Here is a 17,111-nt window from a genome sequence, read left to right as displayed (position 1 = left end):
GTTGAGAAAGTCTAAGGGCTTTTGGGAATAGAACGGAAATAGAAAAACGACATCTCCACTTTTTTGGAAATATCGCCAGTACGGTCCGTGACGTCCCAATAGCCCGTGGAACCCCCTGGATTTATCCATGGGGAGCAGTCAGGACAGGGGATGGATATTTAGCCTGGTTTTTGAATGTCGGTACTTCAGTTCCGATGTAGTTCACTTATTTATTTTTGCTTTTTTTTCAAATACTCCGCACGTATTTTTTCAAGTTGCTGCTTTTTATCAAATTTGGCAGGCGTCTGTTTTTCATGATACTTCGTCACAGCTGCCTGACCTTTGTAATCCAATTGATATTTTCCCACTTTGTTCACCTACTTTTCTTGTCCTTAAGGAGAATCTCTTCGACAAATATAGTATACCGTATTTAACTTAGGTAAACCTTAGTTCTTTATTACCAGTGCCAATTATAAAATAAGATACTTCAAAATACAAACATTCTCATTTCTTTAAAATCACAAGAATAACTCTTAGAGCCATTGATAGGACGATGTTCCTTCGACACCCTAAGGGTTATTTTTTTTGTTGGGATCATCATGCTGACTAACTTTTCCGTCGGAATATCCAACTGTCATGACAGTAAATGTTTTTGGTGGGGCTTTCAGATTCAAAAAGTAGTTGACTTTATTCCCCGCAGAACGTAATGTGTGAATAATATATTATATTGGATGAAGAGAGGATGAGAATTCGGGTGAAGAAATCGGTTTTGACTTTCCGCAATGCCAAGGAGAAAAATGAGCGGTTGACGATGCTGACTGCTTATGACTATTCCACTGCCAAACTGATCGATGCTTCCGGGATCGATGCTGTTCTGGTGGGTGATTCGCTGGGCATGGTGATGTTGGGGTATGAGGACACCTTATCGGTAACGATGGAGGATATGATCCACCACACGAAAGCTGTCGCCAGAGGGGTAAAGGATGCTTTGGTCGTAAGTGACCTGCCGTTCATGTCCTATCAGACTTCCGTCTATGATGCGGTCACAAATGCAGGCAGGCTGATCAAGGAAGGCCGGGCGCAAGCAGTCAAACTGGAAGGTGGTCTTGAAGTCTGCCCGCAGATCAAGGCAATCGTGGAAGCTTCCATTCCGGTCATGGCGCATCTTGGCCTGACGCCCCAATCCGTCAATGCTTTCGGCGGCTTCAAGGTCCAAGGGAAAGATGAAGAGGCGGCGCGCAGCCTGATTGAGCAAGCGAAAGCTGTGGAAGCGGCAGGAGCTTTTGCGGTGGTGTTGGAATGCATTCCGGTCAAGCTGGCTGAGCTGATCACCAAGAGCATTTCGATTCCGACAATCGGCATCGGCGCAGGGAACGGCTGCAATGGCCAAGTGTTGGTTTACCAGGATATGCTGGGGCTCTATTCCGACTTCACTCCGAAATTTGTCAAACGCTATGCTGAGATCGGACCACAGATGCAGACAGCCATCGAAGGCTATATATCTGAAGTGAAAAGCGGCGCGTTTCCGGCAGCAGAGCATACGTTTGCTCTGTCCGATGCGGTCATCGAAAAATTATATTAGAGGAGTAATCACGAATGAAGATTGCAGCAACGGTTGAAGAAATCCGCAGTGCCGTGAAGGCTTGGAAAAAGGAAGGTTTGTCGGTCGGCTTCGTCCCGACGATGGGCTATCTCCATGAAGGCCATCAAAGCTTGATGCAGAAAGCCGTCAGCGAAAATGATCGGGTGGTCGTCAGCATTTTTGTGAATCCGATGCAGTTCGGCCCATCCGAAGATTTGGAAAGCTATCCAAGGGATCTGGAAAAGGATGCCGCTCTGTGCGAGGCCAGCGGAGTGGACCTGATTTTCCATCCCGAGCCGAAGGAGATGTACCATCCCGATTTCAGCAGCTTTGTGGATATGCATGGTCTGACGGAAAGTTTGTGCGGAAAAAGCAGACCATCCCATTTCCGGGGCGTCTGCACCGTCGTGACAAAGCTGTTCAACATCGTGCAGCCGGACCGCGCTTATTTCGGACAGAAGGATGCCCAACAATTGGCGGTTATCCAGCAGATGGTCAGCGACCTGAACATGGACGTCACCGTCATCGGCTGTCCGATCATCCGGGAAGCGGACGGATTAGCCAAAAGTTCACGCAACAGTTATCTGTCGGCTGATGAGCGCAAGGCAGCGTTGGTGCTGAGCCGGGCTCTCGAAGCCGCCAAGCAATTGCTTGCGGACGGAGAACAGGATGCTGTCATGATCCAAAATGTCATTTTGGAAACGATCCAAGCGGAGCCGATGGCGAGGATCGACTATGTGGAGTTGGTGGATGCGCGAACGCTACAGCAAGTGGACAGCATCGAGAGGCCTGTATTGGTGGCTTTGGCGGTTTATATCGGGAAAACGCGTCTAATCGATAATTTTATCACGGAATAAGTGGGGGGAAAATAATGCAACTAAATATGCTGAAGAGTAAAATACACCGCGCCGTCGTTGTCCAGGCGGAGCTATCCTATGTGGGCAGCATCACTGTCGACAAGGATTTGCTGGATGCCGCAGGGCTGATCGAATATGAAAAGGTGCAGATTGTGGATATCGACAACGGTGCCCGGTTCGAAACGTACGTCATCGCAGGCGAACGCGGCTCAGGTATGATCTGCCTGAACGGTGCCGCTGCCCGTTGCGTTCAGGTGTCCGATAAAATCATCATCATGGCTTACTGCATGATGGATGAACAGGAAGCCAAGGAACACAAACCGCTTGTGGTGTTTGTGGACGAGCAGAATGCCATCACGACAGTAACGAGATACGAAGAACATGGTAGGCTCAGCATGTAGCCCGTTTGTATAAGAGCAAAAGAAGCGCAACCGCATCGGATCCGACTGGATCGCTGCGGTTGCGCTTTTATTATCGTACGTTTTGAAGGGTGAGCTGGATATCTTTGATGGAGAGCTGCAGTTTTTCGTATTCCTCGTCATCCAGCGGCAAGGGGATCTGCTTCTCCAAACCGTTCCTGCCGATGATGCAAGGCATGCTGAAGGCCGCTTCGCCGTGGCAATCGTAAAAGCCGTCGACGGTTGCGGTGACAGGGAAGATGCTTTTCTCGTCCAGCATGACCGCGCGGGCCAAGACAGCTGCAACTTCGCCGATGCCTGAATTGGTCCAGCCTTTCCAGTTGAAGACATCCGAAGCTGTGTGCACCGCTTCTTGGCTTACGAATGCCCGGTCCAATGCTTCAGCAGGGTCCAACAAGGCATCGCATTGAGAAAGTGTTAATGCACCTACAGTCGTGCTACTGAATGCGGGGAAGGCAGTGCTGCCGTGTTCGCCCATGATGTAGCCGCTGACGACTTTGGGATCGACCTGATAATGGGATGCGATGATCTGCCTGTAGCGGAAAGTATCCAAGGTCGTTCCGGTTCCGAAAATCTTGCCTTTCGGATAATCGAACTCGTTTTCGGCGATATAGGTGATCGTATCGACCGGATTCGTTATCAGGATGATGATGGCGGTCTTTGTGTTCCGGGTGATGCCGGTCATGATTTTGCGGATTTCCGCGGCGTTTTCTTTGCTCATCAAGGCCCGTGGTGGCATATCCTCACCCGGACGTGGTTTCTCGCTGACCCCCGCGGAAATGATGATGATGTCGGCATCGGCACAATCCGCGTAATCGCCGGCGTAGATTCTGCTGTTGGTCCGGTAACTGGCGGCAAGCGCATGGCGGTGGTCCAAAGCTTCACCTCTGGCAATCTGCTCGTTGCTGTCGATCAAGACGATTTCGGAAAATAAGTTGAGGTGGCTGCAGTCCGTTAATACTTGTGAACCGACATGGCCGACCCCGATGATGGCTAATTTTGTCTGACGCATAAGTCACATTTCCTTTCGTTTTAAGAGTGTGTCATGAATAGCTTGGTGCATTTCCGCCACTGAATAGAAGATTGGCTCCAGCACCACTTTTTCATCTTCAGGTTTCCGGCGATGGTTATACCACAAAGTCGTCCAGCCGGCAGTCTGGCCGCCGATGATGTCCGTTTCATAGGTGTCCCCGATGAAAAGCAGTTGATCAGGGCTGGCCTTCAAAGCCGCTTGCACATGTGCGAATGCGTCGACGTGGGGTTTGGGGAAACCGATTTTCTCGGAAATGAAGATGCGTGCTGGCGGTACCCATCGCTCCAGACCCAAGGCATTGAATTTTTTCATTTGGTGGTTTTCGGGACCGTTTGTGAAGACTGCGATCGGAATGTTCCGGCTTTTCAACTCATTCAATAGCTGCCTGATGCCTGGGCTCAAAATGATTTCTCCTTGCCTTTTTTGGTAGGTTTCCTGGAAGTCCAGTGCCTCTTCTTCGGTCAGCGTAAGTCCCAAGTCGGCGAATGTATGCTGTATGCGCATGATGTGGGACTCGGCCAACGTCAGATCCCCGCTTGAGAACAGCTCGAAAGCGGCATCGCAATGATTACGGAAAAGGGCAAAGGTGGCTTCGTCACTGTGGCTGTTCGCCAAGCGATAATGTTCCAGCACTTTGAAAAAGGGACTGGCGGTGTCGTATAAAGTATCATCCAAGTCGAATAAAATAGTAGTAGGCATTGTTGCGGTAATTCCTCCCTTTTGTACATGAAGTCAGTATAGCATCCAAAACCGGTTTTTTGGAATGGGAAATAAAGTGTGGCCAGACTGTGTGCCCGCCGGCGAGTGCGGCCGTCGGATAGCGGGGCGAAGCGCTTTTTGTTGCAAATTAAAATCGCGTACAGTATAATAGCATACATTAATGTCATACGATCATACAATAATGGAAGAGGCTGCGAACATCAAGAGTAAAATGCCCGTTTGAAAGGGGTGTTCGCCGAAATACAGCACTTGCTGTGTTGGGGCCAGGGTTAAGAATCCTGGCACTGTCAGAACGATTTGCCCAAAATCGTTTGTGGAGTACTTTCGATATTGCGGGCAGAAGGAAGCTGGATTATAGGGCCTTTTGCTTTATAGTCTATTTTTTTGCACAAAAACGGACGGAATCAGCATTGTTATGACGCTCTATGGGTCGAAAGGTGGAAAAAAGCAACCGGATAAGAAGGGCTAGTTTTTATTATTTTTGAGCAGTAAAAAGGACTATATACATTAGGAGGAAACAGAGATGAAAGTAAAGACATGGAAAAAGACAATGGCAGCTTTGATGGGATTGTTCATTTTGGCTGGTTGCGGAAACGGAGCCACTGAGGATTCATCCGCAGCAAACGGTTCGGCGGATTCGGATACATTCGTGGTCGGAATGGAAGCGGGATATCCTCCTTTTAACTGGACCCAGAATGATGACAGCAACGGCGCGGTGAAAATCGACGGCGCTGACGGTTACGCAAACGGTTATGATGTTCAAATGGCTCAAAAAGTGGCGGATGGCTTAGGCAAGGAACTGGTCATCGTCAAAACAGAATGGGATGGTTTGGTGCCGGCGTTGGTTTCATCCAAAATCGATGCGATTGTTGCAGGTATGTCGCCGACAGATGAACGCAAAGAAGCGATCGATTTCTCGGATTCCTACTATACAACTGAATTGGTGATGGTTGTCAAAGCTGATGGTGCTTATGCGGATGCGAAAGCTTTGGCCGACTTCGCGGATGCGAAAGTAACTGCACAGTTGAATACGTTGCACTATGATGTGATCGATCAGATTGCAGGCGTGCAAAAGCAACCGGCAATGGACAGTTTCACATCCATGCGCGTAGCTTTGGAATCGGGCACAATCGATGCCTACGTTTCGGAACGTCCGGAAGCGATCAGCGCTTCAGCAGCCAATTCCGCATTCAAAATGATCGAATTGGATGAAGCGGATACGTTCGAATTGTCCGCGGCTGATTCAGAAATCGCAATCGGTTTGATCAAAGAAAGCGAATTGAAAGACCAGATCAATGAAATCCTGAGCGGCATCACCGAAGAAGAACGCATCCAAATGATGGATGAAGCAATCCAAAACCAGCCATCAGCTGAATAATCAAGGCGGACGGAACATCAAAAAGGGGCATACATTAAATGGAGTTTAGTTGGGTTATCCGCATCATCGAGGAAAACTGGAGACAGTTTCTATCAGGTGCGTGGACAACGTTATATATAGCTTTAATCGGAACCATCATCGGACTAGGGATCGGTCTGATGATCGGCGTCATCCGTACGATCCCGGTTGCTGAATCGGGATGGAAAAAACACGTGTACAACGTGGTGAATTTTTTGCTGTCGTGCTACATCGAAATTTTCCGGGGCACGCCGATGATCGTTCAAGCAATGGTCATTTATTATGGCGCTGCTTTGGCGTTTGATATCGACATGAACCGCATCTTCGCAGCGTTGTTGATCGTATCCGTCAACACGGGCGCCTATATGTCAGAAATCGTCCGCGGCGGAATCATTTCCATCGATAAGGGGCAATTTGAAGCCGCTCAAGCTATCGGGATGAACCATCTGCAAACGATGCGGAATGTTGTCATGCCGCAAGTGATCCGGAATATCCTGCCGGCGACAGGGAACGAATTCGTCATCAACATCAAAGATACGTCGGTATTGAATGTCATCTCCGTTTCGGAGCTGTTCTTTACTACCAAATCGATTTCCGGGAATAACTTCCGTTATTTCGAATCATTCTTCGTGGCTTCTATCATTTACTTCGTCATGACCTTCACAGTGACGCGCATCTTGCGTGCCATCGAAAGGAAAATGCAAGGCCCTGATAATTATCAGATGATGGGTGCAGGTCAAGACCAATTGACTACACCAGAATTAATGGCTCGCAAAAAACAAGCAGGAAGAGACAGAGCAAATTAATTGCCACAGGAGGAATCATTTGATGGAAAAAGTAATTGACGTACAGCATCTGAAGAAGAGTTTCGGCCAACATGAAGTGCTGAAGGACATCGACTTCAGCGTGAACAAGGGAGAAGTAGTGTGCATCATCGGTTCATCGGGATCCGGTAAATCGACGCTGTTGCGCTGCATCAATCTGCTTGAAAAACCTACAGCGGGTGAAATCATCTACAATGGCGAGAACGTCCTGGACTCGAAACATGATATCTTCAAATACCGCAGTAAATTGGGGATGGTGTTCCAGCAGTTCAATCTGTTCAACAATTTGGATGTGCTGCATAATTGCACGGTAGGACCTGTGAAAATCCTGAAAAAATCCCAGCAGGAAGCGGAGCGGATCGCCATGGGCTATCTGGAACAGGTTGGGATGGGGAAATTCATAAACGCCAAACCGGATCAGTTGTCAGGCGGCCAAAAACAACGCGTCGCTATCGCCCGCGCTTTGACGATGGAACCGGATGCGCTGTTATTCGATGAGCCGACATCGGCTTTAGACCCTGAGATGGTTGGAGAAGTATTGAAGGTCATGAAGGATCTTGCCAATAGCGGCTTGACGATGATTGTCGTGACGCATGAAATGGAGTTTGCGAGGGAAGTTTCCGATCGCGTCATCTTCATGGACCAAGGCGTCATCCTTGAACAGGGTGCCCCAGAGGAAATCTTCTATCATCCAAAAGAAGATCGCACGAAGCAATTTCTGGAAAGATATCTTACAAAATAAAACAAAAGAAGAGCGGTTCTGCAGATACTTGCAGGTCCGTTCTTCTTTTTCAATATCATTCGATGATGATGGTGTCGTCTGCAACGGCGAAGGGTGTTTGTTCGTTGATGTGGTCGTAGAACATGACGCCATTGAGATGATCGATTTCGTGCTGCACGACTATGGCCGTGTAGCCTTTGTAGCGAGCTTTGTGTGTCGCTCCTTCGGCATCTTGATAGGATACCGTAATGCGGCTATGTCTGACGACGAACCCGGGCACTTCACGGTCTACTGAAAGGCAACCTTCGCCGCCTTTAAGGCAGGCATTTTCTACCGAGTGGCTGATGATTTTAGGGTTGAACATCACCTTGGCCAGTTCCGGAGGATCATCTTCATATTCCCCTGGTATCAGCAGCGCGATGATGCGCTTGGATACGTTGATTTGCGGAGCAGCCAATCCGACACCTGCGCGCAAGTTTAGTTGCTCGGCTATTTTTTCATCCTGACTGTTCGAAAGGAACTCCATCATTTCTGCAGCGATTTTTCGATCCTCCGCAGATAAAGGGAAAGCGACCAAGTCAGCCGGCCTCCGCAATGTAGGATGACCTTCCCGGATGATGTTATCCATAGTGATCATGCATGCATTTCTCCTTTTGCTGATTTTTATATTGAAATGATTGGGCTTGCATAATGCAAAACACTTCATGTTACATAGTACACGTTTCGAAAAAAAAAAGCTAGACTCATCTTTTTCCTTGTAATAAAGAAGAGGTATGTGTAAAATAGGAAAATGAAAAAATGATTACACAATGGTGTGAGGTTTTTTTAACTCTATAGCGAAAGAAGAGATGATTTTTATGACAGTTGCTAAAGATTATATTGAAAAAGTCTATAAAAAGGTTGAAGCTAGAGGCCCGCATCAACAAGAATTCTTACAGGCGGTAAGAGAGTTGTTCGATACGATCGAACCAGCTTTGGAAAAGAACCCTCACTACATAAAATGGAACATTCTCGAGAGAATGGTAGAACCTGAACGCATTGTTTCCTTCCGTGTTCCTTGGATGGATGATAACGGGGACGTTCAAGTCAATAAAGGTTTCCGTGTCCAATTCAATTCGGCTATCGGACCGTACAAAGGCGGTTTGCGCTTCCACCCGACCGTCAACGAAAGCATTCTGAAATTTTTAGGTTTTGAACAGATCTTCAAAAACAGCCTGACCGGATTACCAATCGGGGGCGGTAAAGGTGGATCTGATTTCGATCCTAAAGGCAAATCGGATGCTGAAGTGATGCGATTCTGCCAATCTTTCATGACTGAGTTGCAAAGACACATCGGTCCTACTTTGGACGTGCCAGCTGGGGATATCGGTGTCGGCGGACGCGAAATCGGCTACATGTATGGCCAATATAAGCGCTTGAACGGCGCTGAGACTGGTGTTCTTACCGGTAAACCGGTCGTCATGAACGGAAGCTTGGCCCGTACAGAAGCGACAGGCTACGGGTTGGTCTACTATACTCAAGAAATGCTGAAGGCGAACGGGAAGTCATTTGCCGGCCAAAAAGTGGTTGTATCCGGAAGTGGAAATGTTGCCATCTATGCTATCCAAAAAGTGCATGAATTTGGCGGTACAGTTGTGGCTTGTTCCGATTCCAACGGCTACATTTACGATGAAGCGGGTATCGACGTTGCATTACTTCAGGATATTAAAGAAGTTCGTCGTGAAAGATTGACTGCCTACGCTGCCGAAAAAGCGACAGCCGTTTACAAAGAGGGTAGTGTCTGGGACTTTGACCTGAAATATGATATTGCCTTGCCAAGCGCAACGCAAAATGAGATTGACAAAGAACAAGCTGAAAGATTAGTCAAAGCTGGCGTTTATTGTGTCAGCGAGGGTGCGAACATGCCAAGCACGCTGGAGGCTGTGGAAATCTATGCGGACAATAACATTTTTTACGGGCCAGCCAAAGCTGCAAATGCAGGCGGAGTAGCGACTTCCGCACTGGAAATGGCTCAGAACAGTGCCCACAGCCATTGGACGTTCGAAGAAGTGGACGGCAAGCTGCAGGACATTATGGCAAACATCTTTAAGACAGCTGAAAAAACAGCTGAAGAATATGGCATACCAGGCAACTATTTGGCAGGTGCCAACATCGCAGCCTTTGTGCAGGTTGCCGATGCTATGATTTATCAAGGTTTAGTTTAAAATTAGTTTTTGACATAAATTTTACAAATGGAGGTCATTTCTTAATTGAAATGACCTTTTTTCTTTGTTTTTGAGAGGGATAAACTTGGGTTTTAATCATATTTTCATAGTAGCGAGATTGTGATTTCATGAATGAATGAAATAGAGGGGCATAATAAGCAGAAAAATAACAGGCTAGTTATGAAAAAATGAAGAAAACGGTTATCAAAAATGAGGTAGTCATAATAAAAAGGCTGTTACACTTTTGAAAGCCCATTCCATCAGTGATTTACACATTTCCGAGAAACAGTTTTCTGATTGAAATAATACAGTTCGTTTTCGTCTGATTGTGACAATCTGTAAATATACATAATGATAATGCTTCAATAAAACGATTTTGTAATAATGAACATGTTCGTTAAACAGTGAACAAAACTCATCTGTTAACCGCTTACAAATAAGTAGCAATCGATATTCTGTGCACAAATAGTTAAAACTGTCCTTTTGCCTTGCATATATTTCGGATGCGTGGTAAATTATTCATGTAACAACTGTTGAATGATACAGTTGAAATCATCTGTATAAACCTCATCAAAAAAGATGAAATATCAAGGGAATAGAGAGGAAAGTGTCAGCATGGCTACAAAACAAACAAAAATCGACATTGACGCATTATTAAGCAGCACGAACACAGATTTTCGCATGGTCCAAATCATGGACGAAGAAGGGAATATTGTAAACCCTGAACTTATGCCAGATCTTTCTGATGAACAATTGGTTCAATTCATGACAGATATGGTTTGGTCCAGAATTTTACATGAACGTTCAACTGCGTTGAATCGTCAAGGAAGATTAGGTTTCTATGCACCGACAGCCGGTCAAGAAGCGAGCCAATTAGGAAGTATTGCAGCAATCGACAAGGAAGACGTGTTGTTGCCTGGTTACCGTGATGTTCCTCAATTGGTCAAACATGGTTTGCCATTATCACAAGCTTTCCTATGGTCAAGAGGCCATGTAGATGGCAACAAATATGCAGCTGATCTGCAAGCATTGCCTCCACAAATCATCATCGGCGCACAGTACGTGCAAGCCGCAGGTGTCGCCTTAGGCCTGAAGAAACGCAACAAGAAAAACGTAGTCATCACATACACTGGTGACGGAGGAAGTTCGCAAGGGGATTTCTATGAAGGAATCAACTTTGCCGGATCCTACAAAGCACCTGGCATCTTCTTCATCCAAAACAATGGATGGGCAATCTCAACACCTCGCCACGTGCAGACAGCTGCTCAAACATTGGCGCAAAAAGCTATGGCTGCCGGAATTCCTGGTATCCAAGTTGATGGCATGGACATCCTTGCTGTCTACGCTGTCACGAAAAAAGCTAGAGAATATGCTGTTGCAGGCAACGGTCCGGTATTGATCGAAACCATCTGCTACCGTTTTGGTCCGCATACTTTATCAGGTGACGATCCAACACGTTACCGTGACACTGCTGAATTGGAAGGTTGGCAAGCAAAAGACCCGTTGATCCGCATGCGCAAATATTTGACGGCAAAAGGTCTATGGTCAGAAGAAAAAGAGAATGAAGTCATTGAATCAGTCAAAGAAGAAATCAAAGATGCCATCAAAGAAGCTGACCAAGCTCCTAAACAAAAAGTTTCAGACTTCTTGAAGAGCATGTTCGAAGAACCAAATCAAACTATGGCTGAACAAATCGCGTACTACGAAGCAAAGGAGACTAAATAATCATGGCACAATTAACTATGATCCAAGCCATCACTGATGCGCTTGCAATTGAACTTGCAAACGATCCAAACGTTTTGATCTTCGGAGAAGACGTTGGTAAAAACGGCGGTGTATTCCGTGCGACACAAGGACTTCAGGAGAAATTCGGTGAAGACCGCGTGTTTGATACTCCTTTAGCTGAATCCGGTATCGGTGGTTTAGCATTCGGTTTGGCCTTGGAAGGTTTCCGCCCCGTTCCGGAAATCCAATTCTTCGGTTTCGTATTCGAAGTAATGGATACAGTTGTAGCACAAGCTGCTCGTACACGTTACCGCATGGCAGGGACACGCAATTTGCCTATCGTTTTCCGCTCACCTTTCGGTGGCGGTGTGCATACTCCGGAATTGCACTCAGATAACTTGGAAGGCTTGATGGCCCAATCACCAGGTTTGAAAGTGGTTATCCCTTCCAACCCATACGATGCAAAAGGTTTGTTGATTTCTGCTATCCGCGATAATGACCCGGTTGTATACTTGGAGCACATGAAATTGTACCGTTCATTCCGTGAGGAAGTTCCTGAAGAAGCGTACACTGTTCCTATCGGCAAAGCTGCCATCACAAAAGAAGGAACCGACGTGTCCGTCATCACTTACGGCGCAATGGTTCGCGAAGCAGTAAAAGCTGCAGAAACACTTGAAAAAGAAGGCATTTCGGTTGAAGTAATCGATTTGCGTACGGTTGCTCCACTAGATATCGAAACAATCATCGCCTCTGTAGAAAAAACAGGTCGTGTCGTGGTCGTCCAAGAAGCACAGCGTCAAGCTGGCGTAGGCGCAATGGTCATGTCCGAAATCTCTGAACGTGCGGTGTTATCTTTAGAAGCTCCTATCGGACGTGTAGCCGCTCCGGATACTGTCTTCCCGTTTGGTCAAGCAGAAAACATTTGGTTACCGAATGCAACTGATATCGAGAATAAAGTAAGAGAAACTTATCATTTCTAAGAGCTGAAAGCTTGGACAAATACAATTCCATATCCTATAGAATTGTATTTGTCCGCTTTTGTGCGTCGGAAATCCAAAAATAGACAAATGAAGGGAAGTTAAGAAAATGTCTTTTAAATTCAAGTTGCCTGCTCTAGGCGAAGGTATCATGGAAGGTGAAATCGTTTCTTGGTCAATAAAAGAAGGCGACACCATCAATGAAGATGACACATTATTGGAAGTACAAAATGATAAATCAGTCGAAGAAATCCCATCCCCAGTAACCGGGAAAGTCCTGAAGATCGTTGCGCCAGTGGGAACAGTCGCAGTCATCGGAGATGTATTGGTCGAAATCGATGCTCCGGGTCATGAAGAGGAAGGGTCTGCGGCACCAGCAACGGCCCCTGCGGCAGCGGCTCCAGCTCCAGCAGCTTCAACAGGCGGATTGTTCCAATTCAAATTGCCTGCCTTGGGTGAAGGTATCATGGAAGGCGAAATCGTTTCTTGGCCTATCAAAGAAGGCGACATGATCAATGAAGACGATACGTTGGTAGAAGTGCAGAACGACAAATCGGTTGAGGAAATCCCATCTCCTGTTACAGGTAAAGTTGTCCGCATCGTAGCGCCAGTTGGCACAGTGGCCGTCATCGGAGATGTATTGGTGGAAATCGATGCACCAGGACAAAATGGTCCAGCTGCAGCAGCTCCAAAAGCAGCTCCAGCACCAGCAACAACTTCAAACGCGCCAGCAACAACAGGTGTTGTCGCGGCAGCCAACCCTAACAAGCAAGTCTTGGCTATGCCGTCCGTCCGTCAATACGCACGCGAAAAGGGCATCGACATCACTGCAGTTGCACCGACAGGAAAAGGCGGCCGTGTACTGAAGGAAGATATCGACAACTTCAGCGGAGTAGCTCCAGTGGCAGCGAAAGCTGTGGCTCCAGCCGTCCAAGCGCAAGCTTCAGCACAAGCAGCAGTCCAAGCGGCTCCTGTAGCAGCTGCTCAAGCAACACAAGCGGCAGCGCCAGCTCAACCATTCACTTCCGATTTGGGTGAAGCGGAAACACGCCAAAAAATGTCTCCAATGAGAAAAGCGATTGCGAAAGCAATGGTCAACAGCAAGCATACAGCACCTCACGTGACTTTGTTCGATGAAGTTGAAGTGTCCAAATTATGGGATCACCGCAAGAAGTTCAAAGATGTTGCTGCAGCACAAGGAACAAAACTTACTTTCTTGCCTTATGTTGTTAAGGCGTTGGCTGCGACTGTACGCGACTTCCCTATCCTGAACGCATCAATCGATGACGCGGCTCAAGAAATCGTATTGAAAAACTACATCAACATCGGTATCGCTACAGACACCGACAACGGACTGTACGTGCCTAACGTTAAAAATGCTGATGCTAAAGGCATGTTCAAAATTGCCGATGAAATCAACAACATGGCTGCACAAGCACACGACGGCAAATTGGCAGCTGCAGATATGAGAAACGGTTCTGTCACAATCAGCAACATCGGTTCTGTAGGTGGCGGATTCTTCACACCGGTCATCAACTACCCTGAAGTAGCCATCCTAGGTGTTGGAACGATTGCGCAACAAGCTATCGTCAATGCAGAAGGTGAATTGGCAGTCGGTCGCGTAATGAAACTGTCATTGAGTTTCGACCACCGTATCGTTGACGGCGCAACTGCTCAAAAAGCAATGAACAACATTAAGAGATTATTGGCTGATCCAGAATTATTATTGATGGAAGGGTGAGAATAGACAATGGTAGTAGGCGATTTCGCAGTTGAATTAGATACAGTTGTTGTAGGAGCGGGACCTGGTGGCTATGTAGCTGCCATCCGCGCTGCACAATTAGGCCAAAAAGTGGCAATCATCGAAAGAGAATGGATTGGAGGCGTTTGTTTGAACGTCGGTTGTATCCCTTCGAAAGCATTGATTTCCGCAGGGCATCATTATCAAGAAGCTTTGGATTCCTCCGTTTTCGGTGTTACGGCTGAAAATGTGAAACTGGACTTCACGAAAACACAAGAATGGAAAGACAACAAAGTCGTCAAAACATTGACGTCCGGCGTCGAGTACTTGTTGAAGAAAAACAAAGTTGAAATCATCCGTGGGAATGCATTCTTCAATGACGGAGAAACATTGCGTGTCTTCACCGAAGATGCAGCTCAAACGTATACTTTCAAAAATGCGATCATCGCTACGGGCAGCCGTCCGATTGAAATCAAAGGCTTCAAATTCGGCGGACGCGTCATCGACTCCACAGGCGGATTGAATTTGACAGAAGTTCCTAAGAAACTGGTTATCGTCGGTGGCGGTGTCATCGGTACTGAACTAGGCGGAGCATACGCAAACTTAGGCGCTGAAGTGACGATTCTTGAAGGCTCTCCACAAATTTTGCCGACATTCGAAAAAGATATGGTCAAATTCGTTGAAAAATCATTCCAAGAAAAAGGTGTTACAGTTGTTACGAAAGCAATGGCCAAAGAAGCCATCGACAACGGAGACAGCGTAACAATCAAATATGAAGCGAACGGTAAAGAAGAAGTTATCGAAGCGGACTACGTAATGGTCACTGTCGGCCGCCGTCCGAATACGGATGACTTGGGTCTTGAAGTAGTCGGAGTTGAAATGACTGACCGTGGTTTGGTCAAGGTCGATAATCAAGGTCGCACAAATGTAAAACACATTTTTGCGATCGGCGATATCGTTCCTGGTGCTGCTTTGGCTCATAAAGCCAGCTACGAAGCTAAAATTGCGGCTGAAGCTATTGCAGGACATCCTTCTGCAGTTGATTACCGGGCTATGCCAGGGGTTGCCTTCACGGATCCTGAATTGGCGACCATCGGCTTCACTGCTGCCGAAGCAAAAGACAAAGGTCTGGACGTTAAAGCTTCCAAATTCCCGCTGTCAGGAAACGGCCGTGCTTTGTCGTTGAACCAGACAGAAGGCTTTGTCCGTTTGGTTACGACAAAAGAAGATAATGTCCTTGTCGGCGCGCAAGTTGCCGGTGTGAATGCCAGCGAAATCATTGCTGAGCTTGGCTTGGCGATTGAAGCTGGGATGAATGCGGAAGATATCGCATTGACGATCCACGGTCATCCATCGTTATCTGAAACAATCATGGACGCTGCCGAATTAGCATTGGGCATGCCGATCCACATCTAATTTTATGATATATATACAGTCGTAAAGAGAATCCGAATCCGGATTCTCTTTATTTTTTTTGTCAGGTATAATATAGTAGAAACAGGAACAAGATGGAGGGAACAATATGCAACATTATGATTATCCGTTCGAAGTGGAGTGGTCCAAAGAGGAGATCGTCAAAGTCATCTCTTTATGGAATGCTGTCGAACGAGCTTATGAGAGTGGGATCAGTAAAGAAGAATTTATGCAAGCTTACCGCGCATTCAAAACGGTATTGCCTTCTGTCGGTCAGGAAAAGAAATACGGCAATCAGTTCGAGAAAGAATCGGGTTATTCTTTGTACAAAGTGCTGCAGGAAGTGAAGAAGAGCGAAAAAAACAAAATCTTCTTAGGACAGCGTTAAACGGTCTGATGAGCCGTCGATAGAGTTGCGGCAGAAGGGAGGGGCCGATGGATCAAATTGAGAAAAGGCACAGCCTGATCAAGGCCTGGCTGCAAGAAGCTGCAGCTTTGCTTCGAGAATCGTTCAACAAGGAGCTTGAAATAAAAGAAAAAACATCGCGCACAGATCTTGTGACAAACATGGATCGGGCAATAGAGGTGTTCCTGTATGAAAAAATCACCGCGCATTTCCCGGATGAGCGTATTTTGGGTGAAGAAAGTGTAGGGCATGATATTCAGGATCTGGAAGGGATTGTCTGGATCATCGATCCGATTGACGGCACCCTCAATTTCATCAAGCAGGGGGAAAATTTTGCCATCATGATCGCCATCTATGAAGATGGAGTAGGCCATATGGGTTATATTTATGATGTCGTCCGAGACGAACTTTATTTTGCGATACGCGATAACGGGGCGTATTGCAATGAGCGGAGGCTGCCGTTGGTGCAGGAGTTGCCTTTATCTGAAGGCTTGGTCGCAATCAGCAATCGGTTGGTGGTCGCAGATGCGGACGAAGCGCGCAGAATCGCAAAAAAAAGCAGCGGCTTGCGCGTCAATGGCTCTGCCGGCTTGGAAACTGCTTGGGTCGCTTCCGGCAAATTGGTGGCTTATATCGCTCCTTCCTTGGCTCCATGGGACATTGCTGCCGGAATGGTCATAGCTGAAGAGGTGGGCTTGGTTTATAGACAAGTTACGGGGAAGGAAATAAATCTGCTCCAGAATAATGCGGTTATTGTCGCCAACAGATGTGCTTTCCAGGATATCCGGAATGAATGGCGCTGATCAACAGAGTCTCATTAAAATTAAAAAGTAAAGTGGACAAGATACAGAATAATGTATTTTGTCCATTTTTTTTGGTTCACGGAGCATGTCAGTATTTATGACATGTAAAGGCATCGTTTGAACGATTTTATTCACTTGCATTGAAAAACGAATTCACTTTTCTCATTAAGAGGATGACATTAAAAATAGAAAATGTGAAAGAAATTCTAATAATGATAAAAAAATGAGTATTTAAAAACCTTTTTAATGATCAACCATGAGAAAGGATCTCATTTTGGGGATGTTTTGAAGCAGGTACCTCGGTTTTTCTA

The 17,111-nt window shown here is 46.6% G+C and carries 15 protein-coding genes, 1 pseudogene and 1 riboswitch; of the genes and pseudogenes, 12 read left to right on the top strand and 4 right to left on the bottom strand.

The window, feature by feature from the left end; genetic code table 11:
• Positions 1-209: 209 nt before the first annotated feature.
• The gene (locus ACTCCX_RS02395; RefSeq protein ID WP_463274549.1) at positions 210-347 is read right to left on the bottom strand and encodes a hypothetical protein; all 138 of its coding nucleotides are present in this window, start codon (positions 345-347) and stop codon (positions 210-212) included.
• A gap of 443 nt (positions 348-790) precedes the next feature.
• Here ACTCCX_RS02395 and panB point away from each other — a divergent pair, with 443 nt between their 5' ends.
• From panB to panD, 3 genes are read left to right on the top strand one after another with little or no spacing between them, the layout of a single operon-like run.
• On the top strand, positions 791-1,561 hold the full coding sequence (panB, locus tag ACTCCX_RS02390; protein WP_463274552.1) for a 3-methyl-2-oxobutanoate hydroxymethyltransferase: 771 nt from the start codon (positions 791-793) through the stop codon (positions 1,559-1,561).
• Positions 1,562-1,575: 14 nt separating this feature from the next.
• Complete coding sequence (gene panC, locus ACTCCX_RS02385) at positions 1,576-2,418, top strand: pantoate--beta-alanine ligase (protein ID WP_463274548.1); 843 nt, start codon at positions 1,576-1,578, stop codon at positions 2,416-2,418.
• A 14-nt stretch (positions 2,419-2,432) separates the two neighbouring features.
• Entirely contained in the window at positions 2,433-2,819 is a 387-nt protein-coding gene (gene panD / locus ACTCCX_RS02380; protein WP_086628237.1) for an aspartate 1-decarboxylase, read from the top strand.
• Between the two features lie 70 nt (positions 2,820-2,889).
• Here panD and ACTCCX_RS02375 read toward each other — a convergent pair whose 3' ends face one another.
• Together ACTCCX_RS02375 and ACTCCX_RS02370 are read right to left on the bottom strand one after the other, a co-directional pair.
• Complete coding sequence (locus ACTCCX_RS02375; RefSeq protein ID WP_463274547.1) at positions 2,890-3,849, bottom strand: lactate/malate family dehydrogenase; 960 nt, start codon at positions 3,847-3,849, stop codon at positions 2,890-2,892.
• Between the two features lie 3 nt (positions 3,850-3,852).
• The gene (locus ACTCCX_RS02370; RefSeq protein WP_463274546.1) at positions 3,853-4,569 is read right to left on the bottom strand and encodes an HAD family hydrolase; all 717 of its coding nucleotides are present in this window, start codon (positions 4,567-4,569) and stop codon (positions 3,853-3,855) included.
• A gap of 198 nt (positions 4,570-4,767) precedes the next feature.
• Positions 4,768-4,922, top strand: a riboswitch (Lysine riboswitch).
• A gap of 230 nt (positions 4,923-5,152) precedes the next feature.
• Between ACTCCX_RS02370 and ACTCCX_RS02365 the strand changes: the two are divergent.
• Together ACTCCX_RS02365 and ACTCCX_RS02360 are read left to right on the top strand one after the other, a co-directional pair.
• Positions 5,153-6,792 (top strand): annotated as a pseudogene (locus tag ACTCCX_RS02365) (ABC transporter substrate-binding protein/permease).
• Between the two features lie 22 nt (positions 6,793-6,814).
• On the top strand, positions 6,815-7,552 hold the full coding sequence (locus ACTCCX_RS02360; RefSeq protein ID WP_463274545.1) for an amino acid ABC transporter ATP-binding protein: 738 nt from the start codon (positions 6,815-6,817) through the stop codon (positions 7,550-7,552).
• 55 nt (positions 7,553-7,607) lie between these two features.
• On the opposite strand, the gene def is transcribed toward ACTCCX_RS02360, so the two are convergent.
• Positions 7,608-8,168, bottom strand: coding sequence for a peptide deformylase (gene def, locus ACTCCX_RS02355; protein WP_463274544.1), 561 nt, complete (start codon positions 8,166-8,168; stop codon positions 7,608-7,610).
• Between the two features lie 220 nt (positions 8,169-8,388).
• On the opposite strand from def, the gene gdhA reads away from it, so the two are divergent.
• The 7 genes from gdhA to ACTCCX_RS02320 all read left to right on the top strand — a co-directional run bounded on the left by gdhA (position 8,389) and on the right by ACTCCX_RS02320 (position 16,800).
• Positions 8,389-9,735 carry an NADP-specific glutamate dehydrogenase gene (gene gdhA, locus ACTCCX_RS02350; RefSeq protein WP_463274543.1) on the top strand — a complete coding sequence of 449 codons (1,347 nt, stop codon included), beginning with the start codon at positions 8,389-8,391 and terminating at the stop codon, positions 9,733-9,735.
• A gap of 615 nt (positions 9,736-10,350) precedes the next feature.
• Entirely contained in the window at positions 10,351-11,460 is a 1,110-nt protein-coding gene (gene pdhA / locus ACTCCX_RS02345; protein WP_463274542.1) for a pyruvate dehydrogenase (acetyl-transferring) E1 component subunit alpha, read from the top strand.
• 2 nt (positions 11,461-11,462) lie between these two features.
• Entirely contained in the window at positions 11,463-12,440 is a 978-nt protein-coding gene (locus ACTCCX_RS02340) for an alpha-ketoacid dehydrogenase subunit beta (protein WP_463274541.1), read from the top strand.
• Between the two features lie 106 nt (positions 12,441-12,546).
• Positions 12,547-14,178, top strand: coding sequence for a 2-oxo acid dehydrogenase subunit E2 (locus tag ACTCCX_RS02335; protein ID WP_463274540.1), 1,632 nt, complete (start codon positions 12,547-12,549; stop codon positions 14,176-14,178).
• A 9-nt stretch (positions 14,179-14,187) separates the two neighbouring features.
• Positions 14,188-15,594: a dihydrolipoyl dehydrogenase gene (gene lpdA / locus ACTCCX_RS02330; RefSeq protein WP_463274539.1), complete on the top strand. Its 1,407-nt coding sequence runs from the start codon at positions 14,188-14,190 to the stop codon at positions 15,592-15,594.
• A gap of 106 nt (positions 15,595-15,700) precedes the next feature.
• A complete protein-coding gene (locus tag ACTCCX_RS02325) occupies positions 15,701-15,979 on the top strand; it encodes a UPF0223 family protein (protein ID WP_463274538.1) in 279 nt (92 codons plus the stop codon).
• 47 nt (positions 15,980-16,026) lie between these two features.
• Positions 16,027-16,800, top strand: coding sequence for an inositol monophosphatase family protein (locus ACTCCX_RS02320; RefSeq protein ID WP_463274537.1), 774 nt, complete (start codon positions 16,027-16,029; stop codon positions 16,798-16,800).
• Positions 16,801-17,111: the final 311 nt, after the last annotated feature.

It is taken from the genome of Trichococcus sp., from assembly GCF_055118575.1.
Note: the sequence above shows the minus strand (reverse complement) of the source record. Positions and strands in the feature narration are given on the sequence as shown.